Annotated in this window: 27 protein-coding genes and 1 pseudogene; 16 read left to right on the top strand and 12 right to left on the bottom strand. The window is 72.9% G+C overall.

Annotation, left to right across the window (positions count from 1 at the left end):
* Positions 1–58: 58 nt before the first annotated feature.
* Entirely contained in the window at positions 59–661 is a 603-nt protein-coding gene (locus ACFYV5_RS31945) for a class I SAM-dependent methyltransferase (protein ID WP_389174281.1), read from the bottom strand.
* Between the two features lie 151 nt (positions 662–812).
* On the opposite strand from ACFYV5_RS31945, the gene ACFYV5_RS31940 reads away from it, so the two are divergent.
* The 5 genes from ACFYV5_RS31940 (at position 813) to ACFYV5_RS31920 (ending at position 6,235) form a co-directional block, all read left to right on the top strand.
* The gene (locus tag ACFYV5_RS31940; RefSeq protein WP_389174278.1) at positions 813–1,736 is read left to right on the top strand and encodes an MHYT domain-containing protein; all 924 of its coding nucleotides are present in this window, start codon (positions 813–815) and stop codon (positions 1,734–1,736) included.
* A 172-nt stretch (positions 1,737–1,908) separates the two neighbouring features.
* Positions 1,909–4,758 carry a nitrate- and nitrite sensing domain-containing protein gene (locus tag ACFYV5_RS31935; protein ID WP_389174275.1) on the top strand — a complete coding sequence of 950 codons (2,850 nt, stop codon included), beginning with the start codon at positions 1,909–1,911 and terminating at the stop codon, positions 4,756–4,758.
* Complete coding sequence (locus ACFYV5_RS31930) at positions 4,755–5,189, top strand: roadblock/LC7 domain-containing protein (RefSeq protein WP_389174272.1); 435 nt, start codon at positions 4,755–4,757, stop codon at positions 5,187–5,189. The genes ACFYV5_RS31935 and ACFYV5_RS31930 overlap by 4 nt, the downstream gene beginning before the upstream one ends.
* A gap of 28 nt (positions 5,190–5,217) precedes the next feature.
* Positions 5,218–5,634: a DUF742 domain-containing protein gene (locus ACFYV5_RS31925; protein ID WP_389174269.1), complete on the top strand. Its 417-nt coding sequence runs from the start codon at positions 5,218–5,220 to the stop codon at positions 5,632–5,634.
* On the top strand, positions 5,615–6,235 hold the full coding sequence (locus tag ACFYV5_RS31920; RefSeq protein ID WP_389174266.1) for an ATP/GTP-binding protein: 621 nt from the start codon (positions 5,615–5,617) through the stop codon (positions 6,233–6,235). The genes ACFYV5_RS31925 and ACFYV5_RS31920 overlap by 20 nt, the downstream gene beginning before the upstream one ends.
* Before the next feature lie 85 nt (positions 6,236–6,320).
* Here ACFYV5_RS31920 and ACFYV5_RS31915 read toward each other — a convergent pair whose 3' ends face one another.
* The gene (locus ACFYV5_RS31915; RefSeq protein ID WP_389174263.1) at positions 6,321–6,746 is read right to left on the bottom strand and encodes a PPOX class F420-dependent oxidoreductase; all 426 of its coding nucleotides are present in this window, start codon (positions 6,744–6,746) and stop codon (positions 6,321–6,323) included.
* A gap of 138 nt (positions 6,747–6,884) precedes the next feature.
* Here ACFYV5_RS31915 and ACFYV5_RS31910 point away from each other — a divergent pair, with 138 nt between their 5' ends.
* Both ACFYV5_RS31910 and ACFYV5_RS31905 read left to right on the top strand, forming a co-directional pair.
* Positions 6,885–7,298, top strand: a complete 414-nt coding sequence (locus ACFYV5_RS31910) for a roadblock/LC7 domain-containing protein (protein ID WP_355114772.1) — start codon at positions 6,885–6,887, stop codon at positions 7,296–7,298.
* Between the two features lie 128 nt (positions 7,299–7,426).
* Positions 7,427–8,413, top strand: coding sequence for a DUF6397 family protein (locus ACFYV5_RS31905; protein WP_355114770.1), 987 nt, complete (start codon positions 7,427–7,429; stop codon positions 8,411–8,413).
* Positions 8,414–8,457: 44 nt separating this feature from the next.
* Here ACFYV5_RS31905 and ACFYV5_RS31900 read toward each other — a convergent pair whose 3' ends face one another.
* Positions 8,458–8,601 (bottom strand): hypothetical protein, encoded by a 144-nt coding sequence (locus ACFYV5_RS31900; protein WP_389174259.1) that lies wholly within the window; start codon positions 8,599–8,601, stop codon positions 8,458–8,460.
* Positions 8,602–8,675: 74 nt separating this feature from the next.
* On the opposite strand from ACFYV5_RS31900, the gene ACFYV5_RS31895 reads away from it, so the two are divergent.
* The gene (locus ACFYV5_RS31895; RefSeq protein ID WP_389174256.1) at positions 8,676–10,223 is read left to right on the top strand and encodes an ATP-dependent DNA ligase; all 1,548 of its coding nucleotides are present in this window, start codon (positions 8,676–8,678) and stop codon (positions 10,221–10,223) included.
* A 10-nt stretch (positions 10,224–10,233) separates the two neighbouring features.
* Here the strand turns inward: ACFYV5_RS31895 and ACFYV5_RS31890 are convergent, their stop codons facing one another.
* Positions 10,234–10,755 carry a DUF6328 family protein gene (locus ACFYV5_RS31890; protein WP_355114767.1) on the bottom strand — a complete coding sequence of 174 codons (522 nt, stop codon included), beginning with the start codon at positions 10,753–10,755 and terminating at the stop codon, positions 10,234–10,236.
* Positions 10,756–10,925: 170 nt separating this feature from the next.
* Here ACFYV5_RS31890 and ACFYV5_RS31885 point away from each other — a divergent pair, with 170 nt between their 5' ends.
* The 5 genes from ACFYV5_RS31885 to ACFYV5_RS31865 all read left to right on the top strand — a co-directional run bounded on the left by ACFYV5_RS31885 (position 10,926) and on the right by ACFYV5_RS31865 (position 15,506).
* Positions 10,926–11,303, top strand: coding sequence for a hypothetical protein (locus ACFYV5_RS31885; RefSeq protein WP_355114766.1), 378 nt, complete (start codon positions 10,926–10,928; stop codon positions 11,301–11,303).
* 228 nt (positions 11,304–11,531) lie between these two features.
* Positions 11,532–12,308, top strand: coding sequence for a polysaccharide deacetylase family protein (locus ACFYV5_RS31880; protein WP_389174252.1), 777 nt, complete (start codon positions 11,532–11,534; stop codon positions 12,306–12,308).
* 388 nt (positions 12,309–12,696) lie between these two features.
* Positions 12,697–13,395, top strand: a complete 699-nt coding sequence (locus ACFYV5_RS31875; RefSeq protein ID WP_389174250.1) for a hypothetical protein — start codon at positions 12,697–12,699, stop codon at positions 13,393–13,395.
* Positions 13,395–13,766, top strand: a complete 372-nt coding sequence (locus ACFYV5_RS31870) for a peptidase inhibitor family I36 protein (RefSeq protein ID WP_355114760.1) — start codon at positions 13,395–13,397, stop codon at positions 13,764–13,766. Before ACFYV5_RS31875 ends, ACFYV5_RS31870 begins: the two co-directional genes overlap by 1 nt.
* A gap of 201 nt (positions 13,767–13,967) precedes the next feature.
* Positions 13,968–15,506 carry a helix-turn-helix domain-containing protein gene (locus ACFYV5_RS31865; RefSeq protein WP_389174247.1) on the top strand — a complete coding sequence of 513 codons (1,539 nt, stop codon included), beginning with the start codon at positions 13,968–13,970 and terminating at the stop codon, positions 15,504–15,506.
* A gap of 72 nt (positions 15,507–15,578) precedes the next feature.
* Here ACFYV5_RS31865 and ACFYV5_RS31860 read toward each other — a convergent pair whose 3' ends face one another.
* The 6 genes and pseudogenes from ACFYV5_RS31860 to ACFYV5_RS31835 form a co-directional block, all read right to left on the bottom strand.
* Complete coding sequence (locus ACFYV5_RS31860) at positions 15,579–16,082, bottom strand: hypothetical protein (protein ID WP_389174244.1); 504 nt, start codon at positions 16,080–16,082, stop codon at positions 15,579–15,581.
* Positions 16,083–16,160: 78 nt separating this feature from the next.
* A pseudogene (locus tag ACFYV5_RS31855) lies at positions 16,161–16,226 on the bottom strand (SHOCT domain-containing protein); the annotation flags it as partial.
* A 38-nt stretch (positions 16,227–16,264) separates the two neighbouring features.
* Positions 16,265–16,720 carry a peroxiredoxin gene (locus ACFYV5_RS31850; RefSeq protein WP_355114752.1) on the bottom strand — a complete coding sequence of 152 codons (456 nt, stop codon included), beginning with the start codon at positions 16,718–16,720 and terminating at the stop codon, positions 16,265–16,267.
* A gap of 74 nt (positions 16,721–16,794) precedes the next feature.
* Positions 16,795–17,784 carry a LysR family transcriptional regulator gene (locus ACFYV5_RS31845; protein WP_389174239.1) on the bottom strand — a complete coding sequence of 330 codons (990 nt, stop codon included), beginning with the start codon at positions 17,782–17,784 and terminating at the stop codon, positions 16,795–16,797.
* A gap of 102 nt (positions 17,785–17,886) precedes the next feature.
* Positions 17,887–18,456 (bottom strand): PadR family transcriptional regulator, encoded by a 570-nt coding sequence (locus ACFYV5_RS31840; RefSeq protein ID WP_389174236.1) that lies wholly within the window; start codon positions 18,454–18,456, stop codon positions 17,887–17,889.
* 41 nt (positions 18,457–18,497) lie between these two features.
* Positions 18,498–19,775, bottom strand: a complete 1,278-nt coding sequence (locus ACFYV5_RS31835) for an FAD-dependent monooxygenase (protein ID WP_389174233.1) — start codon at positions 19,773–19,775, stop codon at positions 18,498–18,500.
* A 102-nt stretch (positions 19,776–19,877) separates the two neighbouring features.
* Between ACFYV5_RS31835 and ACFYV5_RS31830 the strand changes: the two genes are divergently transcribed.
* The 3 genes from ACFYV5_RS31830 to ACFYV5_RS31820 all read left to right on the top strand — a co-directional run bounded on the left by ACFYV5_RS31830 (position 19,878) and on the right by ACFYV5_RS31820 (position 22,038).
* Positions 19,878–20,456 (top strand): TetR family transcriptional regulator C-terminal domain-containing protein, encoded by a 579-nt coding sequence (locus ACFYV5_RS31830; RefSeq protein WP_355114746.1) that lies wholly within the window; start codon positions 19,878–19,880, stop codon positions 20,454–20,456.
* Positions 20,457–20,518: 62 nt separating this feature from the next.
* Positions 20,519–21,313 (top strand): metalloregulator ArsR/SmtB family transcription factor, encoded by a 795-nt coding sequence (locus ACFYV5_RS31825; RefSeq protein ID WP_355114744.1) that lies wholly within the window; start codon positions 20,519–20,521, stop codon positions 21,311–21,313.
* A gap of 161 nt (positions 21,314–21,474) precedes the next feature.
* Positions 21,475–22,038 carry an MBL fold metallo-hydrolase gene (locus tag ACFYV5_RS31820; protein WP_389174228.1) on the top strand — a complete coding sequence of 188 codons (564 nt, stop codon included), beginning with the start codon at positions 21,475–21,477 and terminating at the stop codon, positions 22,036–22,038.
* 203 nt (positions 22,039–22,241) lie between these two features.
* On the opposite strand, the gene ACFYV5_RS31815 is transcribed toward ACFYV5_RS31820, so the two are convergent.
* On the bottom strand, positions 22,242–24,755 hold the full coding sequence (locus tag ACFYV5_RS31815) for an ATP-dependent Clp protease ATP-binding subunit (RefSeq protein ID WP_389174225.1): 2,514 nt from the start codon (positions 24,753–24,755) through the stop codon (positions 22,242–22,244).
* A gap of 272 nt (positions 24,756–25,027) precedes the next feature.
* Positions 25,028–26,653, bottom strand: a complete 1,626-nt coding sequence (locus ACFYV5_RS31810; RefSeq protein WP_389174222.1) for a poly(3-hydroxybutyrate) depolymerase — start codon at positions 26,651–26,653, stop codon at positions 25,028–25,030.
* Positions 26,654–26,667: the final 14 nt, after the last annotated feature.

Here is a 26,667-nt window from a genome sequence, read left to right as displayed (position 1 = left end):
GGATGAACCTCGTCCTCGTCGCTCTGTACGACGGGGGCTCACCCTGTACGACGGCGCCTCACCGGTCCTGGCGGACGGCCAGCACCAGGTAACGGTCCTCCTCGTCCACGTAGCTGACCATCCGCCATCCGGCACCGGAGAGGAGCGGGCGCAGGTTGGGCTCGGCGCGCAGATCGTCGTCGGTGATCCGCCGGCCGTGGCGGGCGGCGAGGGCGGCCCGGCCGATGGGATGGAAGAGGGCGAGCTGTCCGCCGGGGCGGACCACGCGCGCCAGTTCGCGCAGGTTCTTCGCGGGGTCCGCCAGGTGGGAGATGAGACCGGCCCCGAACACCGCGTCGAGCGCCTCGTCGCGCAGCGGCAGCCGGGCGACATCCGTCAGGAGCAGCCCGGCGGACCCGTCGCGCCCGGCGCGTACCGCCTCGGCCAGCATCTCCGGGGTGAGATCGGCGCCGATGACGGTCCCGGCCGGACCCACGGCCGCCCGCAGCGCGGGCAGGGCCCGGCCGGTGCCGCAGCCCGCGTCGAGCACCGCGTCCCCGGGGCGGAGCCCGAGATCGGCGACGGCGGCGGCGTAGGCGGGGCCGTCGTCGGGGAATCGGGCGTCCCAGTCGGCGGCGCGGGGACCGAAGAACTCCTGGACGTGGGTGGGGTCATCGCTCATGCGTGCATGATGCCTCAGCCTCAGGGGTGAACGTCCTGTGCGCACGTTCGAGCGCGGCACGATCGTTCTGGAACATCTCTATGTCATATTCCATCAGCTTTCGAAATGCGCCCCTGATGCGCCCCCTTGTCCGGACTAGCGTCCCCGAGTCATGGGACACCTGGACCACGCCACCTTCGGCTGGCTGACACCCGCGCTGTCGTACGCGATGGCCTGCGCCGGCGCCGCCCTCGGACTGCGCTGCACCGTACGCGCGCTCGAAGCGACCGGCCGATCGCGACGCAACTGGCTGCTCACCGCCGCGTCCGCCATCGGCACCGGCATCTGGACGATGCACTTCGTCGCGATGCTCGGCTTCGGCGTGACCGGGACCGACATCCGCTACAACGTTCCGCTGACCATCCTCAGCCTGCTCATCGCCATGGCAGTCGTCGGAGTCGGCGTCTTCGCCGTCGGTCACGGCCGTGACCGGGTCCGCTCCCTCCTGATCGGCGGTCTCACGACCGGCGTCGGCGTCGCGAGCATGCACTACATGGGCATGGCCGCTCTCCGGCTGCACGGGCAGGTGACGTACGACCCCCTGCTCGTCGCGCTCTCCGTCGTCATCGCGGTCGTCGCCGCGACGGCGGCGCTGTGGGCGGCGCTCAACATCCACGCACCGGCCGCCGTGGCGGTCGCCTCGCTGGTCATGGGAGCGGCCGTCAGCAGCATGCACTACACCGGCATGGCCGCCGTCCGGGTCGAGGTCGTGCCCTCCGCGGCCTCCCTGCCCGGTGCCACGGCCATGCAGTTCATCTTCCCCCTCGCGGTCGGACTCGGCTCCTACCTCTTCATCACCTCGGCCTTCGTCGCCCTCTCCCCGACGGCCGGGGAACGCGCCGCGTACGCCTCGGCCGAGCGCCTCGCCGAGCCCGACGAGCACGCGGTGGACGTAGCACCCCCCGGCTACCGCCCCGAACCGTCTGCCGCCGGCACCGCGGCCGCCAGGTTCTCCTCCGCGTACCCGGGGGAGACGGCCGGCGCCTCCTCCGCGTACCCGGCGGGCCACGTGGACGGCGGGCGGGCGTACCCCTAGGCCGCACCCAGGCCGCACCCGGGCCAAACCCGGGACATGCCTGGGCCACAGCCGACACCCAGGCCACGCCCCCTCGGCGTCTGCCGCCCACCGCCGCAAGGGCGGCGAACGGGCGGCCCGGCGCGAGGGACGCACACCGCACCAGGACTGACGCAGCCGGAACGAGGAGGCCATGCGAACTCCCCGCAGGACCCAGGACGCCGACACCACCGCGCCGACGCAGGCGGCGCGCGGACGGCGCGCGCACGCGGGGCCGCCCGCCGACGAACCTCCCGAGCGCGCCCCCGACGGGCAGGCCGCCCCGATGGGGCCGGCCGGCCGGGCCCGGCCGGCCGCTCCGCCCCGACGCCGTGGTCCGCGCCCCCGGACGGTCCGGGCGAAGATCGTCTCGCTGCTGATGGTCCCCGTCGTGTCGCTGCTGGCCCTCTGGGGTTTCGCCACCGTCACCACCGCGCAGGACATCGCACGCCTCCGCCAGCTCCAGCGGGTCGACGCGGAGATCCGCGAACCCGTCGCCGCCGCCGTCACCGCGCTGCAGGCCGAACGCCGCGCCGCCGTACGCCAGGTCACGGCGCCCGGTGCCGGACGCGTCACGGAGCTCAAGGAGCAGGGGCGCCGCACCGACGCCGCCGTCGCCCGCCTCCGCCTCGACGACGGGCACACCGTCGGCGACACGGGGGACCTGCCCCGTGACGTCGCCGACAGGGTCGGGCAGTTCGTCGCCAAGGCGGAGGGACTCGGCCGGCTCCGTACCGCCGCGACCGCCGGCACCGCCGACTGGGACCGGGTGTACACCGAGTACACCGCCGCGATCACCGCCGCCTTCGCCGTCGACGGCGCGCTGACCGGCATCCAGGACGCGGAGATCGGGGCCGACGCGCGCGTGCTGCTCGAATTCGGCCGCGCCGGTGAGATGCTCGCCCGCGAGGACGCCCTGCTCGGCTCCGCCCACCTCGGCGGCGAGCTCGGCGCGGACAGGCTTCGGCAGTTCACCGGAGCCGTCGAGACCCGCCGCGTCCTCACCGAGTCCGCCACCGCCGACCTGCGGGGCCCCGAGCGGGCCGCCTGGAACAGGCTCGCCGCCCAGCGCGGCTACCAGCAGCTCACCGCGGCGGAGGACCGGGTACGGGCCGCGGCCCCCGGCCGGCAGGCCGCCCAGGCCGTGCCCGCCGCGACCTGGGACGACGCCATGGCCGTCGTACGCGGAGGGCTCACCGCCCTCGAGACGGACGCCCGGCGTGCCGCGACCGACCGCGCGGACCCGTTCGCCGGCGGCGTGCTGACCACCGGAGGCGCCGCGGTGCTGCTCGGCCTCGCCGCCGTCGCCGCCTCCCTCGTCATCTCCGTACGCATCGGCCGGGCCCTGGTCATCGAACTGGTCAGCCTGCGCAACACCGCTCTGCAGATCGCCCGCCGTAAACTCCCCGCCGCCATGCGGCGGCTGCGCGCCGGCGAGGAGATCGACGTGCACGCCGAGGCCCCGCCGGGACCCGCCCCGGGTGACGAGATCGGGCAGGTCGGAGAGGCGCTCACCACCGTCCACCGGGCCGCGCTCTCCGCCGCCGTGGAGCGCGCCGAACTGGCCAGCGGCATCTCGGGCGTCTTCGTCAACCTCGCCCGCCGCAGCCAGGTCCTGGTCCACCGCCAGCTCAACCTGCTCGACAGCATGGAGCGCCGGGTCGACGACCCGAACGAACTCGGTGACCTCTTCCGGCTCGACCACCTCACCACCCGGATGCGGCGGCACGCCGAGAGCCTGATCATCCTCTCCGGCGCCGCCCCCGGTCGGGCCTGGCGCATGCCGGTCCCACTGACCAACGTTGTACGGGCCGCCGTCTCCGAGATCGAGGACTACGCGCGCGTGGAGGTGCGTCAGCTCCCGGAGACGGCCGTCGTCGGCGGCGCCGTGGCCGACCTGACCCATCTGCTGGCCGAACTCATCGAGAACGCCGCCCAGTTCTCCCCGCCCCACACCAAGGTGCGGATCAGCGGGGAACCGGTCGGCAACGGATACGCCCTGGAGATCGAGGACCGGGGCCTCGGCATGGGCAAGGAGAGCCTCGCCGAGGCCAATACGCGAATCGAGCAGTCCGAGGCCCTCGACCTCTTCGACAGCGACCGGCTCGGCCTGTTCGTGGTCAGCCGGCTCTCTTCCCGCCACGACATCAAGGTCCAACTGCGAACCTCGCCGTACGGCGGTACGACAGCGGTCGTCCTGCTCCCCAACGACGTGCTGCAGAGCGCGCTCCCGCCCGGGCGGAGCACACCGAGCCCGCCGGCGTCCCGGGCGACGCCCGCCGACGCGACGCCCTCCGAAGCGACGCACGGCTACGCACAGCCGGGCGCGCACGGGGAGCGCGGACGGGGCGAGAACGGGCCGGGAGCCCCCTTCCCGCACCACCGGCGGCAGCAGCCCGCCGCCGTGGCTCCCGTACCGTCCCCGGCGCAGCCCCTGCCGCGGCCGCCGCGGATTCCGGCCCTGGCGGGGCAGCCGGAGGGCGCGGGGCCGGAGGGGTCGGAATCCCCTGAGCAGACGCCGGCCGGCGTCACGACCCTGCGGCAGCGCGGCCGTTCGGCTCCGGCACCCCAGGGACCACCGCCCCCGCATGCCCCGGCGCCGCATGCCCCGTCCGTTCCGGGCGGCCCCCGTGCCTCGGAGGCTCCCGGCATCGTCGACGAATCGGGCGACCTGCCCCGTCGCGTACGCCAGGCCAGCCTCGTACCGCAGCTGCGCGAGGCGCCGGCCGACCTCCCGTCCGCCCCGGCCGTCCAGGGCGCGGACGAACGCACCCCTGAACAGGTCAGGGACCGCATGACCGCCTACCGCGACGGCTGGACGCGAGGCGGCGGCGCGGCTCCCGGCACCCGGCGCCCCCTCGGCACCGGCTCCGGACGCGCCTTCGGCAACGACCCCGACCGTGCCCCCGACCGTGTCCCCGCCCGGGACTACGGCCGGGACCACGGCCGCGACTTGGGCAGTGACCTCGGCAGTGACCTCGGCAGTGAAGGAGACCACGCATGATCGACCACGAGAGGGTGTCCCACCACCGTTCCGGTGAACTCGACTGGCTCCTCGACGACCTCGTCGTCCGAGTCCGCGAAGTCCGGCACACGGTCGTCCTGTCCAACGACGGTCTGGCCGTCGGCGCCTCCAGCGGACTCAGCCGGGAGGACGCCGAGCACCTGGCCGCCATCGCCTCCGGATTCCACAGCCTCGCCAAGGGCGCGGGCCGCCAGTTCCACACCGGAGGCGTGCGCCAGACGATGGTGGAGATGGACGACGGCTTCCTGTTCGTCGCCGCAGCGGGAGACGGTTCGTGTCTCGCCGTCCTCAGCTCGGTGAGCGCGGACATCGGGCTCATCGCCTACGAGATGGCCCGCCTGGTGAAGCGCGTCGGCGAGCACCTGCACACCCCGCCGCGGCTCACCGCGACCCCGCCGGCCGCCGGCTGACCGGAGCACCGGAGACACCGGAGACACCATGAACGAGGACAGCACCGGCGACGGCCCGACCGTGCCGGGCAGCCAGTGGTACGACGCGGACGCGGGGCCGCTCGTCCGGCCGTACGCCATGACCGGTGGCCGTACGAAACCGGGACCCAGCAACGTACGGTTCGACCTCATCGCACTCGTCGTCGTCGACGACGACCCGCCCGGCCGGGCCGAGGAGTCGCTCCTCGGCCCGGAGCACCGCGCCCTGCTCACGCTGTGCCGGGCCGAGACGCAGTCGGTGGCCGAGCTCGCCGCCGACGCCGATCTGCCCGTCGGGGTCGTCCGTGTCCTCCTCGGCGACCTCCTCGAAGCGGGCTTCGTCAAGGTCAGCCGACCCGTACCGCCCGCACAGCTGCCCGACGAACGGATCCTGAGGGAAGTCATCGATGGCCTACGAGCGCTCTGACAGCAACACCGGTGCGGACGGCGGCGTGGACACCACGGCGCTCGCCCTGAAGATCCTGGTCGCCGGCGGATTCGGCGTCGGCAAGACCACCCTGGTGGGCGCGGTCAGCGAGATCCGTCCGCTGCGCACCGAGGAACAGCTCAGCCGGGCCGGCGAGACCGTTGACGACACCGGAGGCGTCGACCGGAAGACCACCACCACCGTGGCGATGGACTTCGGCCGCATCACGATCCGCTCCGGCCTCTCCCTCTACCTCTTCGGCACACCGGGACAGGACCGCTTCTGGTTTCTCTGGGACGAGCTGTCCCAGGGGGCGCTCGGCGCCGTCGTCCTCGCCGACACGCGACGACTCGAGGACTGCTTCCCCGCGGTGGACTACTTCGAGCACCGCAAGATCCCCTTCGTCGTCGCGGTCAACTGCTTCGTGGGCGCCCGGAACTACGGCGCGCACGATGTCTCCCGCGCGCTGGACCTGGACCGCGGCACGCCCGTCGTGCTGTGCGACGCGCGGGACCGTGACTCGGGCAAGGAAGTGCTGATCCGGCTCGTCGAGTACGCCGGACGCATGCACACGGCCCGGCTGCTGGATTCCGTCGGGTGAGGGAGGCCGGTGAGTTACGAGGGCAGGCCGGCAGGTTACGAGGGCAGGGCGGCGGGCTACGCGGGCAGGCCGGCAGGTCACGGGGTCAGTCGGAGACGCCGCCCTCGGCGACCACCTTCTCGATCCGTACGCGGACGAGCAGTTCGCCGGGGACGCCGTTGCGCTCGCCGAACTCCTCGGCGCGGTCCTCGCCCATGTAGCGGCCGCCGATCCGCGCCGCCCAGTGGCGCAGTTCGAGCGGATCCTCGCTGATCTCGGCGCGGCCCTGGAGCGTGACGAAGGCGAACGGTGGCCGGTCGTCGTCGACGCACAGGGCCACCCGCCCGTCGCGGGCCAGATTGCGCCCCTTCACGGTGTCCTTGCCGGTGTTGAAGAGGACGTCGTCGCCGTCGAGAACGAACCAGACCGGGACCACGTGCGGACTGCCGTCGTCGCGCACGGTCGCCAGCTTGCCGGTGCGTGTTCCCGTGGACACGAACGCCCGCCACTGTTCCTCGGTCATCTTCGCCATGCCCCCCATGGTGCGGCACGCAAGGCGCCCGGGGGTGCTTGCTCTGTCCACGACAGTGCGTAAGGCTTGCGCGCGACACGCGGACCACGGGGACTTCGGGTCGACGGGGACGCAACACACAGGGGGAAGGACCGACACATGGCGCTGGACAAGGGACTCGACTGGCTCCTTGACGACTTGACCCAGCGGGTCGAGTACATACGGCACGCGCTGGTGCTGTCGAACGACGGGCTGGTGACGGGCGCGAGCAGTGGTCTGAAGCGGGAGGACGCCGAGCATCTGGCCGCCGTGTCCTCCGGCCTGCACAGCCTGGCCCGTGGCTCGGGCCGGCACTTCCAGGCCGGGCGCGCGCGGCAGACGATGGTCGAGTTCGACGAGGCCCTGCTCTTCGTGACGGCGGCGGGGGAGGGGAGCTGCCTGTGCGTGCTGAGCGCGGCGGAGGCGGACGTCGGTCAGGTCGCGTACGAGATGACACTGCTCGTGAACCGGGTCGGTGAGCACCTCGGAGTGTCGGCGCGGCAGCCGGGCCGGGCGGGCGTCGCCGAGCTCTGAGGTTGTCCACAGGGCGAGTCGGTGCCGCCTGACGACGCTCTCACGGTTGTCCACAGGCCGAGCGGGAACGGGGCGCTGCGGGCTACGGTCGTCACCGAGAGTATTCGTCGCTCACGGGGGGGACCGTCATGACGGTGGAAGAAGGCATGCGCGCACTGGCACCGACGCGGGCCGCACAGGAACTGGAGCTGAGGCGCGACGAGTTCCAGCTCGCCGTTCAACTGGGCCTGGTGAGGACGGTGCCGGGAGCGGCGCCCGGTGCGCCGAGGGGACCGGGAGCCGCCGGCGTCCTCGGCGCCCCGGGTGCGCGGCGCCGGGTGGAGCAGGCAGAGGTCGACCGGCTCAGAGCCGCACCGGACTTTCCGTGCGGACTGCGCGAGCGCGTCCGCACAGTCGGAACGACGGAGGCGGCCGCGCTGCTGTCCGTGACACCGGACCGCTTCACCAAGCTGGCCAGGACGGGGCACTTCAGCCCGGTGCGGTTCTATCTGAACCGCTATCGCGCGGTGGTCTGGCTCTATCTCGCCGGTGAGCTGGGCGAGTTCGCCCTGACGCGGCAGGAGCTGCTGACCGGCAGGCTTCCGCAGGAGCTTCGCGAGCGGATCGACGGAGGCGAGGACCGGCGGCCGCGGAACTGGCGGGCACGGCGGCTGGGGCTGCTGCTCCGCGCGACCGAGGACCCGTGGGTGCGGGCCGCGGCGATCGCCTCGCTCCTCGACCCGGTCCAGCTCGGGGAGGTCGTCGACGACCCCTACGAGCGCACCCATCTGGACCGGCTGCGCCCCGAACCGCCCTCGGGGCGTCCGGAGTCGGCGGCCTCCCGCGAGATCGCGGACCGGTTGATGCTGGCGGACGACCCGGACGAGATCCTCTGGCACCGTATGAGCCTGGCGCTCGCCCTGGACGAGGCCCGCGCGGACCGCCCGGCCCCGCGCCCGGACGGGGGAGCGGTGCAGGGCGTCGCCCGGCCACCGCGTCCGGCTGTGCTTCCGCGCCCGGCCGCCCGCGGGGCCCAGGGTGTCGGCCGCACCCGCCGGGGACTCCTCGACCGCCTCCGACGCCGGAGGGCGGCGACCGTCGAGGAGAAGAAGGCGGTGGTGCTGGGGGAGGCGTAGGGATCACGAGCGGGGCGGCACCGGCGCGGTCGTGGTGTTCGCGGTCATGGCCTGAGCCGGGTCGCGGCGACCGCTCCGAGCTGCTGCGAGGAACGGCCCGCGGGGAACGCGGTGATGGCCGCGTCCGTCGGGTTCATGCGCTCGGCGGCGCGGTCGGCGTCCTGCGGTCGGCGTCCTGCGCGCGGCACGGGGACCGGTGCGGCGGGGGCAGGCGCCCTCGTCCGACGTGCGGCTCCGCGTGGCTGCGGGGCAGGATGGGGCCATGCTTCTGGCCCGAGTCGCGGACGCTTCCCAGCAGGTCGCCGCCACCTCAGCCCGCTCGCGGAAGATCGCCGTGCTGGCCGAGCTCTTCTCGGAGGCGGCGCCCGAGGAGAGCCCGCTCGTGATCGCGTATCTCTCCGGCCGGCTCCCGCAGGGGCGTATCGGGGTCGGCTGGAGCGTGCTCAAGGGCGTCCTCCCGCCGGCCGTGCCGCCCGCCGAGCACCCCACCCTCACACTCGCGGGCGCCGACGCCGCCATGACCGCGCTCGCGGCCGTGTCGGGCGCCGGTTCGCAGGCGGAGCGGGCCCGGCTCGTCCATGAGCTGATGGCCGCCGCCACCCGGCCGGAGCAGGAGTTCCTGCTCCGCCTGCTCTCCGGCGACGTGCGCCAGGGCGCCCTGGACGCCATCGCGCTGGAGGGCGTCGCGCGGGCCGCCACCGTCCCCTCCGCCGACCTGCGCCGTGCCGTGATGCTGGAAGGGTCCCTGCCGCGCGTGGCGCAGGCCGTGCTCGCCGACGGCCCGGCCGCCCTCGGCGCCTTCGACCTACGGGTCGGTACCCCCGTCCTGCCGATGCTCGCCCACACCGCCGGCTCGGTGCCCGAGGCCGTCGCCGCCCTCGGCCCCTGCGTCGTGGAGGAGAAGCTCGACGGCTTCCGCATCCAGGTGCACCGGCACGGGGAACGGGTCCAGGTGTTCACCCGTTCCCTCGACGACATCACCGGGCGGCTGCCCGAAGTCGTCGCCCGTGCTCGGGAGACGCCGGCCGAGTCGTTCATCCTGGACGGCGAGGTCATCGCCCTGGACCCGGCCACCGGCCGGCCGATGGCGTTCCAGGACATCGCCTCGCGGGTCGGCTCACGCGTCGACGTGGAGACGGCCAGCGCGGCGCTGCCGCTCTCGCCCGTGTTCTTCGACGTGCTCGCCGTGGCCGACGAGGCCCTCATCGACCGCCCCGGGCAGGAGCGTCATGCCGCCCTGGCCGGCCTGCTTCCCGAGCCCCTGCGGGTGCGGCGGTGCGTCGTCGACGATCCCGGCTCCCTCGACCAGGTCGAGGCGGCGGAGCGGTTCTTCACCGACACCCTGGCGCGCGGGCACGAAGGAGTCCTGGTCAAGGCGCTGGACGCGCCCTACGTGGCAGGAAGACGGGGCCGTACGTGGCTGAAGGTCAAACCCGTGCACACCCTCGATCTCGTCGTGCTCGCGGCGGAGTGGGGCCACGGCCGTCGCACCGGGCTGCTCTCGAACCTCCATCTCGGCGCCCGTGCCGCCGACGGCACGTTCGTGATGCTGGGCAAGACGTTCAAGGGCCTCACCGACGAGATGCTGCGCTGGCAGACCGAGAAGCTGGGGGAACTGGCCGTGGGCGACGACGGATTCACCGTACGCGTACGGCCCGAGCTCGTCGTCGAGATCGCCTACGACGGCCTCCAGCGCTCCACCCGCTACCCGGCGGGCGTCACCCTGCGCTTCGCCCGGGTCGTACGCCACCGCCCCGACAAATCAGCCGCCGAGGCCGACACCGTGGAGCAGGTGACCGGCACGGCGTGAGCCGCGGCGTTCACGATTCGTTTCTGTTCGTGTACCGGTGGCGCACCCAGAGGGGCAGTACGTACCAGCACAGCAGGTACCAGACGACGAGAGCCACCACCAGCCAGGGCACGTGCGGCGTTGCCGTGGCCACCCGCAGCACCAGCAGCAGCGCCGAGGCCAGCGTCGCGACCAGCAGCAGAAGCCCGATGAACGTGAGGCGGGAGGCCCACTCCACGGCCTGCGGCTTGATCCGCCGCCCCGCCACCAGGCGGTGGAAGGACACGGGGCCGATCAGAGCGCCGGTTGCCGCGGCGCCGAGCGAGACGGTGACGATGTAGATGGTCCGGTCGGCCGTCGACAGCTCGGGGAAGCGGGGGGTGAAGACGACGGTGAGAAGGAAGCCGAACAGGATCTGGACGCCCGTCTGGGCGACCCTGATCTCCTGGATGAGTTCGGCCCATTGCCGGTCCGCGCGTTCCTCCGGCGTCTCGTGACGCCCGCGGTTGAGACCTTCGGACTCCGCCCCGTCCTGGCCTGGTCGTTTGGACACGGAACCTCCAGTCGTCGTCCCGTCCCCTTTTTGCGGATAACCGCACGGGCGCATCCTCAACCGCGCACGGGGAATCGTTTCCGAAGCGCCCTCGGAGCCTCGCGGGACCTCCGCGTGCGAGGGATGCTGGAAGCGTTGGCAGGACGACCGGCCCGTCTGGCCGCGAGGAGATGAGCGACGTGTACGACATGCACATCGACACCGACGTCACCGTGCAGCTGAGCGACTGCGACCGCGAGGACGCCCAGGCGGTCTTCGACGCCCTCGACCACTTCTACCAGCTCGAGGACATGACGTCGCCAGGCCCACGGGGGGCCACGACATCCGCGGCCACGGTCTGGATGGCCACCTTCGACACGGCCGCGGGCCGCCGCGAGGAGATCACTCCCGTTCATCTGAACGGCCTGGTCGGAGCGACCCTGACCGGCGGCTACCACGCCGTCGACGAGATGGAGAAGACACTCGCCGCCACCTTCGACGTCCGGTCGCTGCAGTCGGTCTCCGGCGACCAGGAGACCGAGGCGCGGCTGCTGCTCGCTTCCCGCTGACAGGCCGGCCCCACCGGCACGCAGACGCCCCGGGCGGAGCGGACGGGCGCCGCCCGGGGCACAGGTGTGCCCCGGGCGACCGTCGGCCTCGGTAGGGAAGATCGCTGCCCCACCCCCTATGCATGGCATGTATACACCGTGTGTAGTGTGCTCGGCGTGCCACTCGTAGCCGCTCTGACCAGGCGCGAGTGGCTCTTCGAGTCGTCTACGGGGAAAGCGGGTTGCACCATGTTTCGATCCAAGCCGGGGAAGCGCCGTGGACCGGCCGTCGCCCTTCTGGCGGCGGCCTCTCTGGTGCTGGCGCTCAGTGGCTGCGGGGTCGACCCCCTCACCCCGGAGGAAGCCAGGGGGGAGGCCGCCGGCTCGGACGACAAGGCGGGTGCGGGCGGCACGGTCGACTGCGCCAAGGTGAAGTGCATCGCGCTGACCTTCGACGCCGGCCCGGGGAAGGACACGCCGCACCTCCTCGACGTGCTCAAGGAGGAGCAGGTCCCCGCCACCTTCTTCCTGCTCGGCAAGAAGCACGTGGACCGCTACCCCGAGGTGGTCAAGCGCATCGCCGACGAAGGGCACGAGGTCGCCAATCACACCTGGACCCACCGGATACTGACCGACCTGGAGGCCGAGGAGGTGCGCGACGAGCTCTCCCGCACCCAGGACGCGATCGAGAAGATCACCGGGCGCCGGCCCACGCTGATGCGTCCGCCGCAGGGGCGCACCGACGGCACGGTGGCCGAGGTGAGCCGCGAACTCGGTCTCGCGCAGATCCTGTGGAGCGTCACGGCCAAGGACTACTCCACGACCGATTCCACGCTCATACGGCAGCGCATACTCGACGGCGCCGAGGGTGACGGGATCATTCTGCTGCACGACATCTACGACGGGACCGTGCCCGCGGTCCCCGGGATCATCGACGAGCTGAAGCGGCGGGGGTTCACATTCGTGACCGTGCCGCAGCTGCTGGCGCCCGGCAAGGCCGAGCCCGGCGAGGTCTACCGCCCGTAGGGCGAGACGCGAGAGTGGCGAAAACGGGGTGAGGTGTCTCACATCGGGCACCCCGGGTACCGCGGAACACGCAGTGAAGGTTTATCGTTCATTCATATGTGACTGCGAAGGGGCCCGGTCCCCAGGTCCCCCCCAGAGGTGACCGCTCTTCGTCGTCACGGCAAGCGGCCCCGGTTGGAATCCCCCGTCCAACCGGGGCTGCGTCGTTCCCGGAGGACTGGATTCCGCCCGCAGGCGCGAGCCGTCCCGCGAGCGGCGCACACTCCGGCGCGTTCGACCCCTTCGAGTGACCTCCCGCATGGCCGGCACCCACCCGGGCAGTGATCGCCACGGGCCGTGACGACCACCACGATGCCCGCTGACCAGGTGCGTCGCGAGGGGGATCGCCATGTTCCGCAGGACCGCGCATGTCCGCAGCGCCGTCGGTACCGCGGTCACCGCGCTGCTCCTCGCCGGCTGCGTCACCACCACGCCCGGGCCGATCGTCCCACCGTCACCCAGGGCTCAGGACGAGCTGCTCAAGACCGTCGAGCGCACCCTCGTCGACCGTTGCCTCGCCGCCCGCGGACTCACCCTCGCCGTCCGGCCGCGTACGGACGGCGAAGACCGCCGCCTCCAGACCGCCCTCTTCGGCACCGGCCCCCGCGAGCTGTCCCTCACGCTCGCCACCGGCCACACCGTCAGAGCCCACACCGACGGCTGCCTCGCCACCGCCCGGCAGACCCTGTACGGCGACCAGGCCCACTGGTTCCGCGCCCAGGTGACCGTCGACAACCTGCGCGCCGAAGCCCAGGCGCGGATGAAGAACGATCCCGCCCACCGCGCGGCGCTCGAGCGCTGGACCCGGTGCGCCGCCCCGCCCGGCGCCCCGCGCCCCGACCGCCCGGACCCCGCCGTCGCCGCCCGGTGCGAGCGCGAGAGCGGACTCGCCGACGTACGGGCCCGGCTGGAACCCGCCGAGCTGGCGAAGGTGCGCGCCCTGCGCGCCGATCAGCTCACCACCTACCGGCAGCTGCGCAGCCGCGCACTGCAGCGGGCAGCCGAACTGTCCGCGGGCACCACCACACGGAAAGGCATCCACACCTGATGAAGCGCATGCTCACCACCGCCGCCGCGGCCCTGCTCGCCCTCGCCGGCGGCCTCGCTCTGACCGCGCCGGTCCAGGCGGCCGAGTGTCCGAGCGGCCACTTCTGCACCTGGCAGGACTCCAACTTCGGCGGCCAGCGTGCCAACTGGAGCGGCGACGACGGCTGGTGGGAGAACTGGATCGCCGACACCGACTCCTCCTGGGCCAACCACGGCATCTCCGGAGCGGGGATCAAGGACCACGTCCGCGTGTACGAGAACGCCTGGCAGGGCGGCGCCATGACGATCTGCCTGGGGCCCGGCCAGGAAGTCGGCTACAACGGCGCCGCCAACGACCGAGGGGACTCCCACATCTGGGCGACGGGCTGCTGAACCGACCCCGGCCGCCCGACCGGCTCCCGCACCGCCGACGGTGCGGGAGCCGCTCGGACCGCTCGCGCCGCTCGTGCCTCCTATTCCCGACGTCCCGACGTGTCGCGGCGGCCTGGCGGGCCACAGCCCCAGGTGTCGCGTTCCCTCCAGGACCGGCGGGTAGGCTGGCGACGTGCAGAGGGCTGGGGAGGCAGGGCGGCAGTGACGGACTTGGAAGCGGTCGACGCACTGCTCGCGGCCGTCGGACCCGAGGCGGAACTCCCGGCCCCCGAGGAGCGCGTACGGCTGCGGGAGACGGCCCGGCTGTCCAAGGCACAGGTGGCCAGGGCGCTGGGCGTGAGCCCCACCACGCTCGGCGCGTGGGAGGCGGGTCGCGAGCCGACGGGGGAGCCCCGCACCCGGTACGCGTACCTGTTGGACGGCCTCCGCGAGAAGCTGTCGCCGGAACCGGCCCCCGAGCAGCCCTCCCGTACCGCCCCCGTCCACGACCGGTCAGCCGACGAGACGGCGGTCGACGACGACGTCACGGAGCTCCCCGCCCCCGAACCGTGCGTCCTGTGTGGACACCCCGCCCGTCACCAGGTCGCGGGCTTCGCCCAGCACCTGGACCCCGAGGACTGCGCCGGAGCCCCGGCCGCACCGGCTCCCGCGACACCGGCTCCGGCGGCATCGGCGGCATCGGCGGCATCACAAGCCACCCCGCCCGCCCCCGGCCCGCTCCCCGCCGCACCCGGACGGGGCGGCCAGGCCGGGGCCGCGGCCGCCAAGGCCCCCACCCGCCGTGCCTTCCAGGACCCCGCACCCACCCCCGTCGGCCTCATCGCGGACGCCGTGCACCGGGCGCTCGTCCAGCACGACGGTGATGCCGACGCGGCGACGGCCGAGTTGATCCGTACGGCGATCCCCGACGCGATGGCCTTGCTCGACGCATGCCGCAAGGGCGCCCGGTACGAGATCGTCGGGCATCCCCCGCTGCCCGGCATCCTGCGCAAGAAGACCTCGCGCGGCGCGGACGAGATCTGGGAGGCGCGCCCCAAGTGGACGCGGGCCGCCCTGCCCCCCGGCCGGCACGAGATCACGGCGCTCGACATCAACGGCGCCTACCTCAGCGCCCTCAAGACGCATCTCCCGCTCGGCGCCCTCGAACACCACACCGGCGGTACCCACGACCGCCGCCGCGCCGGGGTCCATCTGATCACCCCGCCCGTCTGGGAGCACGAGGACCACCTCCCCAACCCGCTCGGCGCCCGCGACGAACCAGGCCCGTTCTGGGTCACCGAGCCGACCCTTCGGCTGCTCCTGCGCCTCTCCTCACCCTCGTACGGGCTGTGCGAACCCCCTGTCGTCCACGAGTCGTTCACCTCGGGCGCGACCGAGAACCTCTTGGAAAAGTTCCGCAACGCGCTGCGCGACGCCCGGGCCGCGGCCGTCGAGGCCGAGGACGAGGTCACGCTGGAGTACGTGAAGGCGATGTACTCCAAGTTCGTCGCGACCATGGGTGAGTCGAACTACAACCGCGAGCTGTACCGCCCCGACTGGATGCACCTCATCCGCTCCCAGGCGTTCGCCAACCTCTGGATGAAGGCGTACAAGGCGCACGACGAGGGGCTCACGGTGGTCCGCGCCATGGGCACCGACGAGCTCCATGTCATCGGCGACTGGCGACGCGTCTTCCCGGAGGGCAGGGGCGTCACCGAGGTGAAGGTCAAGGACGTCTACACGGCGCAGACGGGGAGCTGACTGCCCAGGAGTGGCGGTGCCAGAGCCACAGGCCGCCCACGACCATGGGGGCGGTGACCAGCGGCAGGGCGATCAGAACCACTCCCACGGCCGGTACGAGATCGACCCCAGAGCGCGCAGGCCGTTCGGCACCATCTCCGGCTGGAGGCGGGCCGTGTGGGTCGGGCGTGGGTCGCGGCTGCCGAAGTAGTGGAGGGTCGCCCGGTCCGTCAGCCGGGTGGTGGCCCGGTGGTACGAGACAGCCATGTACGGGAGCCAGACCAGCGGCGCCACGAGCCCGGTCAGGAAGACCAGGCCGGTCAGCGACCACTGGCCGAGCAGGGCGAGCCTGCTTCGGGTGTCGTCGGCGGGCGTGACGATGCCGAGAAGGCGGGCCATCCGCGGGATCAGGTCCCGGAGCGCTGCGATCCTGCCGGAGCGGCGGGGCGTGCCGTCGGCGGGTGCGGGGGCGGGGCGGACGCGCAGACCGGCCCCGGCCGCCTCCGTATCCTCGTACACCCCTTGCAGGACGAGCAGTTCCGCGGCGCGCTCCGGGTCGGTGGTGTCGCGGTTCTCGATGCCGGCCAGTTCGAGCACGGTCCGTGCCTGGAGCAGCAGCGCGCCGCAGAAGGACAGCGGGACGAGGAACAGGAACGGCCCGGCCAGGACCTTGGCCTTCGCCTTCTCGAACTCCTCGGGCGTGAGGGCACCCTTGTCCTTGAGATCGGCCAGCCGGGCCAGTTCGTCGATACTGCTGCCCTTGCCGTCGCCGGGGGACGTCAGGCCGTGCGCGACCGCAGGGCCGCCAGTGCGCGGTCGGCGTGCGCGCTCATCCGCAGCTCGCTGCGGACCACCTCCAGTATTCGGCGGTCCTCGGCGATGACGAACGTGACCCTCTTCGTCGGCGCGAGCGAGAAACCGCGCGTCACCCCGAACCGGTCGCGGATCGCGCCCTCCGGGTCGGACAGCAAGGGATAGCCGAGCGAGTGACGGTCGGCGAACTCCTGCTGCCGCTCCACCACGTCGGAGCTGATGCCGACCGGGAGTGCTCCGGCCGCCCGGAACTCACCGGCCAGGTCCCGGAAGTGGCAGGCCTCGGCGGTGCAGCCGGGCGTGAGGGCAGCCGGGTAGAAGAAGAGGACCACCGGCCCGTCCGCGAGGAGGTCGACCAGCGAGCGAGGTGTCCCCGTCTCGTCCGGGAGAGTGAAGTCCTCGACGATGTCACCGACGTTCATCCGGTCCGCCCCTTGTCCGCGACCGGCGCCTCCGGTCGACGACCCGTGACGTTACCGCAGGGTAAGAAGGTGCGTCACCAGGCGCGGGCGGCGGCCAGCAGGCGGTCGCGTACGAGGGGCACGTGCGGGTTCTCGGGGGTGCCGGGGCGCTGGGCGAGGTACGCCGTGTTGATCGGGGGGTCCTCCGGTTCCAGCAGCGCGACGAGCCGGCCCGCGTCGAGCTCCGCGCGGCAGAGGTAGTGCGGCAGCACGCTGAATCCCGCCCCCGCCGCGACCGTGGCCACGACACCCCGGAGGTCGGGCACGGTGACGGCGGCCGTGCCGGTCAGGCGCCGGCCGAAGACATGACGCCAGTACCGGCGGGCGATCGGCAGATCCTCCGCGTACATCACCATCGGCACGTCGCGCAGCGCGGCCGGTCCGTCCTCGGCCACGGCGTCCGGGCCGAGCCGCCGTGCCCAGTCGGGGGAGGCGACGAGCACGAACTCCTCGTCCGTCAGCGGTACGGAGGTCAGCGTCCGCCCCCGAGGCCGGACCGTCGAGATCACCAGATCGTGATGGCCCGCCCGCAGGCCGTCGAGCAGTTCGTCGGTCATGCCGGGCGTCACCTGGAGTCGTACACCTTCCTCGACCAGCGGTGCGAGGGCGGGCAGGGCCGTCACACAGAGGAACTCGGCAGGCCCTGCGAGATGGACGGGCTGGAGGGACGGGGCGGCCCCCGGGCCGTGGTCGGCCACGGCGGCCAGCGCGTCGATCGGCGCCGCCACCCGGGCGGCGAGCTCGTCGGCGTACGACGTCGGCGCGACGCCACGCGGCTGCCGCTCGAACAGCTCGCGGCCGAGACGGCGTTCGAGCGAACGGATCTGGGTGGTGACGGTCGGCTGGGACAGGCTCAGCAGCCGGGCGGCGGCCGTGAAGGAGCCGGTGCGGTGGACGGCGAGGAAGGTGCGCAGCAGCGACAGGTCGAGCGGCCCGCGCGGAGCCGCCACCGGCCGGACCCGGCCGGCCCCCGCGTCGTCGGCCGCCCGGTCCTGGCTCCTTCGCTCCGTCACGCTGCCCAGCATAGGCGGGCAGGGGGACGCTGTTTCGGGCTCCGGCGGCGTCTCAGGGCCGTTGCCGTACGGCCCGTGGTGCCTCGGACCTGCTGCGGTACCGCCCGTGGTGCCTCAGGCGCGCTGCCGTACGGCGCGGCGCTCATCCAGGATCGCGAGCACCTGCTCACCCCAGCGCAGGTTCTCCTCCTCGAGGGAGCGGCCCCGCATCAGCGTGAGATAGGGGCCGATCCGCTCCGCCTCGCGGAGGTACGTGGCCTCGTCCCGGCCGTCGAGCATCCACGTCCGCAGCCTCTCCCACCGCGCGAGCTTGCCCCGGGCCCACTCCATGCGCTCCTCGACGAAGCCGCGCACCGCGTCGATGTCGCCCGCGTCGCAGGCCTGGACCTGGACCATCAGCTCGTCACGGATGGCGGTCGGACGCGGTGGCTGGGCCGTGTACGCCATGAGGTCCTGCCGTCCCGCGTCGGTGAGCGAGAACATGCGCTTGTTCGGGCGCCGCTCCTGCTGGACGACGCGGGCGGCGATCAGTCCGGCGTCGGAGAGCCGGTCCAGCTCCCGGTAGAGCTGCTGCGGCGTGGCGGCCCAGAAGTTGGCCACGGACACGTCGAAGATCTTGGCCAGGTCGTATCCGGACGCCTCACCCTCCAGGAGGGCTGCCAGGACCGCGTGCTTGAGGGACATCCGGACAAAGTAGCAGCCTCGTTGAGTAGTTTTGTCCGCACCTATTCAACGAAGGAGGCCCCTGAAGGCACGCCAGGGAGCCGGGGCGGAGTCCAGTCGGCGTGCCGCAGGATCATGCGTACCGCCATGTCCGACGGCGCCAGACGCAGGGCCGCGTTCCGCAGGGCCACGGCCGCCGGGCCGGACAGCTGCTGTCCCATGCGGCCGGCCTTGCGGGCGGCGACGGTGACCGACCGGGTTCGTGGACGGCGCTCGGCGTCGTAGGCGGCGAGCGCGGCGGCGGTGTCGGGGCCGTGCGCCAGGGCGGCGGCGAGCACGACGGCGTCCTCCAGGGCCTGACAGGCACCCTGCCCGAGGTTCGGGGTCATCGCGTGGGCGGCGTCGCCGAGCAGGGCGACCCGGCCGGAGACGAAGGAGGGGAGCGGGACCCTCAGTTCGTGGATGTCGTGGTGGAGGACGGCCTCGGGGCGGGTCGCGTCGAGCAGCCGCGCGATGGGCTGGTGCCAGCCGGTGAAACGCCTGCGGACCTCGCCGAGCGGATCCGCGTGCCGCACCCCGGCGGGGGAGTTGAGGACGGCGTGCCACTCCGCGCGACCGTCCTCGAACGCGATGTGCCCGAACTCGGCGCCGTGCCCCCACGTGATCTCGAAGTCGGTGGGCAGGTCCAGCGGCGCTTCGGTGAGGGCGCGGAGCACGGTCGAGCCGCTGTACGCGGGGCCGGGGTGGTCGGGGAAGAGGGCCGCCCGGGTACGGCTGTTGACGCCGTCGGCCGCCACGACCAGGTCGGCGTCGAGACCCGCGTCGCCGTCGGCATCAGCATCGGCGCCGGCTTCCGGGTGTGCTTCGAGCCCCGCGTCGGCGTCGAGACCCGGAGAGGCCGAGGAGCCCACGGACCGCGTGCGGACGTGGACGCGGCCCGGCGTCGAGTGGTCGACGCCGGTCACCTCGACACCGACGCTCACGTTCTCCGGCGGCAGCGCGGCACGCAGCAGACGGTGCAGCGTGGCACGCGGAATGCCGACGATGGGCGTACCGAGGGCCCGTTCGAGAGCGGCGCCGTCCATCCGGGCGAGCCAGGACCCGTCCGGCGTGCGGGTGCCGCCGGTGTACTGCCCGCGCCCGGCCGCCCGGACGGCCGCCCCGACACCGAGGGCGTCGAGGGCGCGGATGCCGTTGGCGGCGAGCGAGATCCCCGCTCCCGCGTCGTCGAGCACGGGTGCGCGTTCCAGGACGCGCACGTCCCAGCCGACGCGCCGCATCCCGATGGCGGCGGCGAGCCCGCCGATGCCCGCGCCGATGACGACAGCGTTGTTCCCCATCACGACCAGCCCCTCTGTCGAAATCGACCCACACGAATCGACCCACATCTTCTACATCTGTAGAAAGACTAGCGGGCTTCTCTACAGGTGTAGAAAGAGGGGGTGACCTCCGACCGACGCACCCTCCTCGCCGACGCCGCCCTCGATGTCCTCGCCGATGCCGGGATGCGCGGGCTGACCCACCGGGCGGTCGACGCCGCCGCACGGCTCCCGGCCGGCACCACCTCGGCCTACTACCGCACCCGCTCGGCCCTCCTCACCGCACTGGTGCTCCGCCTCGTCGAACTCGACCAGGCCGAGCTGAGGGCCGCCGCGGAGCGCGCACCCAACCCGCGCACCGCGGCTGAACTCGCCCACGGCATCACCGCGCTCGTCGCCGCGCGCCTCACCGGCGAGGGGCGCCGTCGCTCCCTCGCCCGCTACGCCTGCGCCGTCGAGAGCGCGCGCCACCCCGAGTTCCGCGAAATCCTGGTCCCGCGCGAGAACCCGGCCCGCGACGCGGTCCGTGACTTCCTCGCCGCGCAGGGCGTCGAGGACCCCGAGGGCCGCACGGTGACGCTGCTCGCCTGCGTGGACGGACTCGTGCTCGACCGGGTCGTCAGGGGCGGGAGTGTCGCCGTCGAGGAGGTCGAAGGGCTGGTGGCGGCGGCTCTCCGGCCCGCCGCGGCGCATGGTCGTTGACATGCAGCCGCAAGGCTGCCTACGGTAGAGGCAGGTAAAAGGCTGCATGTTGAGGTGGGGCGATGGATGAGGTGTTCAAGGCGCTGGCCGATGCCAGCCGGCGACGGCTGCTCGACAGTCTGAACGCCCGCAACGGCCAGACGCTGCGCGAACTCTGCGCGGGTCTGGACATGGCACGGCAGTCCGTCAGCAAGCATCTGGCGCTCCTGGAGGCTGCGGGTCTGGTGGTGACGGTGCGGCGGGGACGGGAGAAGCTGCACTATCTGAACGCCGCTCCGATCCACGCCGTCGCGGACCGCTGGGTCAGCCAGTACGCCCGCGAGCGCGTCCGAGCGCTCGCCGACCTGAAGTCAGCATTGGAGCAGAGTCCGATGGACAGCAACGCGTTCGTCTACACCACCTACATCCGCACCACCCCCGACGAGCTGTGGCAGGCCCTCACCGACCCGTCCTTCACCCGGCGCTACTGGGGCGTGGCCTTCGAGACCACCTGGGCCGCCGGATCGCCGATGGTCTGGGACGAGGGCGGTCGCAGGACCAGCGACCCCGAGCAGGTGGTCCTCGTGGCGGAACCCGGCCGCCGACTCTCGTACACCTGGCACACCTTCACGCCGGAGTGGGCCGAGGCGGTCGGCATCGGGGACGAGGTGTACGTGAAGCTGGCGAAGGAACGCCGCTCGAAGGTGACCTTCGAGATCGAGCCGGCCGGGGACATGGTCAAGCTCACCGTCGTGCACGACGACCTCGAGCCCGACGGCACGATCCGTGAGCTGATCGGCGAGGGCTGGCCGGCGCTGCTCTCCAGCCTCAAGTCCCTCCTGGAGACGGGTGAGGAGCTGCCCGAGCCGCCACGGTGACTCAGGCCGGGGCGTCCTGCGCGCGCCGGACGCCGGTACCGCCCGGCCCTCCTCGCATACGGGGCCGGGCATGCCCGGCGTCCGCATTCCGGCCAGAAAACGCCCCCAGGTCTGGCTCAAAACCGTGCGTCATCCAAGATCGGCCACGCTAGCGTGCGGCCATGACCGCCACCTTGACCGTTCTCACCGCGGGGTACGTCGGCCCGCGCACCGCGTCCACCGTCAGCCTTCTCCGTGACGGGGACACCGTGGTCGTCGTCGACCCGGGCATGGTCGCCGACCGCCGGCTGATCCTCGGCCCGCTGGCCGACGCGGGCGTGGCGCCGGAACAGGTCACCGACGTGGTGTTCAGCCACCACCACCCGGACCACACCCTCAACGCGGCGCTCTTCCCCGCCGCCCGCTACCACGACCACTGGGCCATCTACGAGGACGACCTCTGGATCGACCGCCCCGCCGACGGCTTCGCGCTCTCGCCCTCCATCCGGCTCGCGGCCACACCCGGCCACACCCCCGAGGACATCAGCACACTCGCGGAGACAGCGGACGGCCTGGTGGTCCTCACCCACCTGTGGTGGTCGGCGGAGGGTCCCGTCGAGGACCCCTACGCCACCGACCCCGCCGCCCTGCACGCCTCGCGCCGCGCGATCCTCGACCTCGCCCCCGCCCTGGTCGTCCCCGGCCACGGCACGGCCTTCGTCCCGACGGCGGACACCCCGAGCTAGAGGGTGTCGGTGCGCCGACCCTCGAACGGGGCACGTCCCCCTGACCTTCCGCCCGTCAGCCGTCTCCCCGCGCCGCCCGGCTGACGATCTCGCAGGCCCTGCGCAGCGAGTGAACACACCGACGGCATGGAACCGCGGGGCCGGAAAGGGGAGACGACACTTCCGGGCCCCGCGGGCTGAGGGGGTGTGTGACGCGGCGGGTGTCACGCGGCGGACGAGGCGGCTTCCGCGGCTTCCGGCCTCCGCACCCGGCACACCAGAGAGTCGTTCTCGACGTCCGTCACGATCCGGTCGCCCGGATCGGCCTCACCGCCCAGGAGCAGGTTCGCGATCCTGTTGTCCAGCTCGGCCTGGATCGTGCGGCGCAGCGGCCGGGCGCCGAACTCCGGCTGGTGACCGTGGGCGACGAGGAGCTTCTTCGCCGCCTCCGTCACCTCCAGCTCCAGACCCTGTGCGCGGACCCGGCGCTCGCTCTGACGCAGCAGCAGATCGAGGATCCGGCCAAGGTCGTCCTCGGCCAGACCGTGGAAGACGATCGTCTCGTCGATGCGGTTGAGGAACTCGGGCGCGAAGTGGCCGCGCAGATCCTGCTTCAGCTCTTCGCGGATCTCCGAGACGTCGCCGTGGTGGGCCAGGATCCGCTGGGCGCCGATGTTCGACGTCATGATGACCACGCAGTTGCGGAAGTCGACCGTCCGGCCCTGGGCGTCGGTCAGGCGTCCGTCGTCCAGCACCTGGAGCAGGGTGTGGAAGACATCAGCGTGCGCCTTCTCCACCTCGTCGAAGAGCAGGACGCTGTACGGCTGCCTGCGCACCCGCTCGGTCAGCTGACCCGCCTCCTCGTGACCGACGTATCCGGGCGGGGCGCCGACCAGCCGGGAGACCGTGTGCTTCTCCTGGAACTCGCTCATGTCGAAGCGGACCATGCGGTTCTCGTCGCCGAACAGCAACTCCGCGAGCGCCTTGGCCAGTTCGGTCTTGCCGACGCCGGTCGGTCCGAGGAAGAGGAACGAGCCCACCGGACGGTTCGGATCGCCCATGCCCGCCCGGTTGCGGCGCACGGCCTGGGCGATCGCGGTGACCGCCTCGTCCTGGCCCACCACTCGCCTGTGCAGGGCGTCCTCCAGCCTGAGGAGCCTCTCCTTCTCGCTCTGCGTCATCCGCGCGACCGGGATGCCGGTGCGCCGCGCCAACACCTCCGCGATGTCGTCGCCCGTCACCTCCATCACGCCCTCGCGCCGCTCCGCGACCCCCGCCAGCTCACCCTCCAGACGGGAGATCTCCTGCTTCAGCTCGTTCGCCTTCTCGAAGTCCTCCGCCGCGACGGCCTCGTCCTTCTCGCGGCGCAGCTTCGCCAGCCGGTCCTCGCGGCCCACCACCTCGGTCGACTTGCCCAGGGAGCGCAGTCGCACGCGCGCGCCCGTTTGGTCCAGCAGGTCGATGGCCTTGTCGGGCAGGAACCGGTCGGAGACGTAGCGGTCGGAGAGCTCGGCGGCCGCCACGAGCGCGGCGTCGCTGTAGCGCACCTGGTGGTGGGCCTCGTAGGAGTCCCGCAGCCCCTCCAGGATCAGGATCGTCTCCTCCACCGAGGGCTCCGGGATCATCACGGGCTGGAAGCGCCGCTCCAGCGCGGCGTCCTTCTCCACATACCGCCGGTACTCGTCGATCGTGGTCGCGCCCACCACGTGCAGCTCGCCGCGGGCCAGCGCCGGCTTGAGCATGTTGCCCGCGTCCATCGCGCCCTCACCGGTGGCGCCGGCGCCCACCACCGTGTGCAGCTCGTCGATGAACAGCACCGTCGCGTCCGCGTCCGCCTTCACCTCGTCGATGACGTTCTTCAGCCGCTCCTCGAACTGGCCGCGGTACTGCGCGCCGGCGACGAGCCCGGACAGGTCGAGCGCGATGACCCGCTTGCCCTCCAGCGTCTTCGGCACCTCGCCCGCCACGATCCGCTGGGCGAGCCCCTCCACGATCGCGGTCTTGCCCACGCCCGGCTCACCGATGAGGACCGGGTTGTTCTTCGAACGGCGGGAGAGGATCTCGACGGTCTGCTCGATCTCCTCGGCCCGCCCCACCACCGGGTCGAGCCTGCCGGCCCGCGCCTCCTCGGTCAGGTCCCGGCCGTACTCGTCGAGCGTGGGCGTCCTGCTCTCCGGCCCGGCCGCCGGGGCGCCCTCCGCCCGACCCGCCCGCTCGGGGGCGGCGAGCAGACCGTCGACATCCGTTCCGTACGTGCTCAGCAGCTTCGCCGCCGCCGCGTCGGGGTCGTCGAGGAGCGCGCCGAGGACGTGCTCCGGGCCGATGTACGAGACGCCCGACGCCCGCGAGCGCTCGTACGCCCGCAGCAGGGCCCGCTTGGCCGACGGCGTGAGCCCCGGCTGCGCGGACGGAACGGTGCTCGCGCCCGGCAGGATTTCCGCGATCGCCTTGCCCAGCTGGTCGGGGTCGGCGCCCGCATGGGCGAGCAGGGTGCGAGTGGGGTCGATCTGCGTGCAGGCCCAGAGCAGGTGCTCCGTGTCCAGGTCGGCGCTGCCGTCCTCGGCGGCTCGGGTGGTGGCCCGGTCGAGCAGCTGCCGCGCGGAGTCCGTCAGGAGCCTGCCGATCGGTACCCGCTGGACGGCAGGGGGAGAGGCCGCGGGCGACATGCCGAAGAAGCGGTTGAGCAGTTCGTTGAACGGGTCCGGTCCACCGAAGGAACCGAAGGGGGACATGGTCATGTGGTGCCGTCCAGGTGCGTCGACTTCCGGCCAGTGCTCCTTCCACAGGAGCAGCAGGGGCCGCTTCCCACCCGGCGGGCGCGGTGACGGACCGTGGCCGCGGCGGACGCCGCCCGCCCGCTCACGCGGTGCCCGGTGGTTCTCCCGGCGCGGGAACTGCCCGCCGTCCTGTCCTCCGGACGGGTGACTCTGCCGGCGGACCGCCCGCCGCCCGCCCGTCCGCCCGCCCGCCCGTCCGGCGGGCGGGCGGGTCGGGTCGGGCTCGGGTGGGATCAGCGGTACTCGACCGTCAGTGTCACCGGAGTGGCCTGGTTGACGAAGAGGTACGCCGTCGAGGCCGGGGCGGGCTCGAAGCGGAGCCGTACCTGTGTCGTGCCGGCCCGGTCGAGGGCCGCGAGCGCCCCCGCCGAGAGGTCCGTGGAGGCGGCGGAGCCCGAGGAGAGCGGGGCGATGTGCGCCCCGCCCGCGACCGTGGCCGCGGCCGACCAGTCCGAGGGCTCGACGGCGCACGCGCCGAAGCAGCCCGTGGTGACGTCCACAAGAAGCCGGTTGCCCGCCGGAGACGCCCACGGATCGCCCGAGCCGCTGCTGCGGTTCACCGTCAGATAGGCGCGGGTGATCTCCTTGCCGGCCGGGATCCTGGACGTGTCGAAGGACAGCAGCGTCCGGTTCACCTTGGCGTCGGTGCCACGGCCGAGCGCCAGACCGTACGTGTCCTCCAGGGTGCCCACCGCCGGCCCCGATCCGTCGGCGGCCGCCTTCACATACCCGTCCTGCGCGTCGAGGCTCGGCAGCGTCACCCGGTCGGTCGCGGGCGGGGGAGCGGAGCCGCGCAGCGCCCGGACCATCCCCATGATCGCCTCGATCTGCTTGCCGCCGTGCCGCGCGTGCGACGCGTCACCGAGGTAACCCCACCAGTTCCAGCAGCCGTTGGGGTTCTCCAGGGTGGCTGTCGCGGCGGCCTGCGGGTACAGCACGATCATGTCGTTGGTGTCGGCGTACTCGTTCAGATACGCCCGGTCGATGAACCGGGTCCCGAAGCCCTGGTAGCCGTACCCCTGCTTGCAGCCGTGCAGCGCCACCATCAGGGAGCAGGACGCGCCGCCGGCGCACGACGTCGGCACGTAGACGAATCCCCTGTCGTCCAGCGACAGGGGCGCCGACGCGCCGCCCGGCGCGTAGGCGTTCTGGTCGAACTGGATCAGCGTCCCGCCGGGGGAGGCACTGGGCGCCGCGACGGAGCCCAGCAGATGACCGAGCAGTTCGCGCTCCGCGTCGATGCCGCAGTCGTTGATCCACGGGCTCTGCGTGACCGTGCAGGAGTTGGGGCCGAGCGGGCTGATCCAGGCATGGCCGGCCGCCGTGCCGCGGTTGTACAGGACCCGCGCGCCGAACCGGCCGTAGGAGTCGGCCAGGGCGTCGGCCACCGGCCGCTTCACGGTCGTGTCGCCCGAGCCGCTGAAGACGTACACGGGGTCGCCCGCCAGGTTCGCGACCGGGTCGACGAGTCCCCGCGCCGACCAGTCCCGCGCGGTCTGCTCCAGCTTCGCGAGCTGAAGGTCCTGCGTGGTGTTCATACAGGCGTTGAGGGCGGTGGAGAGCGAGTTCTGGGCGCAGCCGTACGGGCCGGAGGCGAACACCGCGGACCCGCTGAACGTGCCCGAGTACGCCACATGGAGCTGGGTGGCCATGTAGCCGCCCGAGGAGACCCCGGAGCTGTGGACGGCGTCGATGGTGTACGGCCGGAGGGTGCCCGGCACGGGGGCGGGGGTGGCCGCGGCTGCCGGTGTCGTGACGGGGAAGAGGGCCGCGGCGGCGAACAGCAGCAGCGCTGTCAGTCGGCGCGGCCCGCGCGGGCGGAAAGAGCGGGGGGAGCGGGGGGAGCGGAGTGGACGCATGGAGTCTCCCGGGC

The sequence above is a fragment of the Streptomyces sp. NPDC003035 genome, assembly GCF_042888285.1.
GTDB lineage: Bacteria > Actinomycetota > Actinomycetes > Streptomycetales > Streptomycetaceae > Streptomyces.
This window is presented reverse-complemented; position numbering and strand designations above follow the sequence as displayed.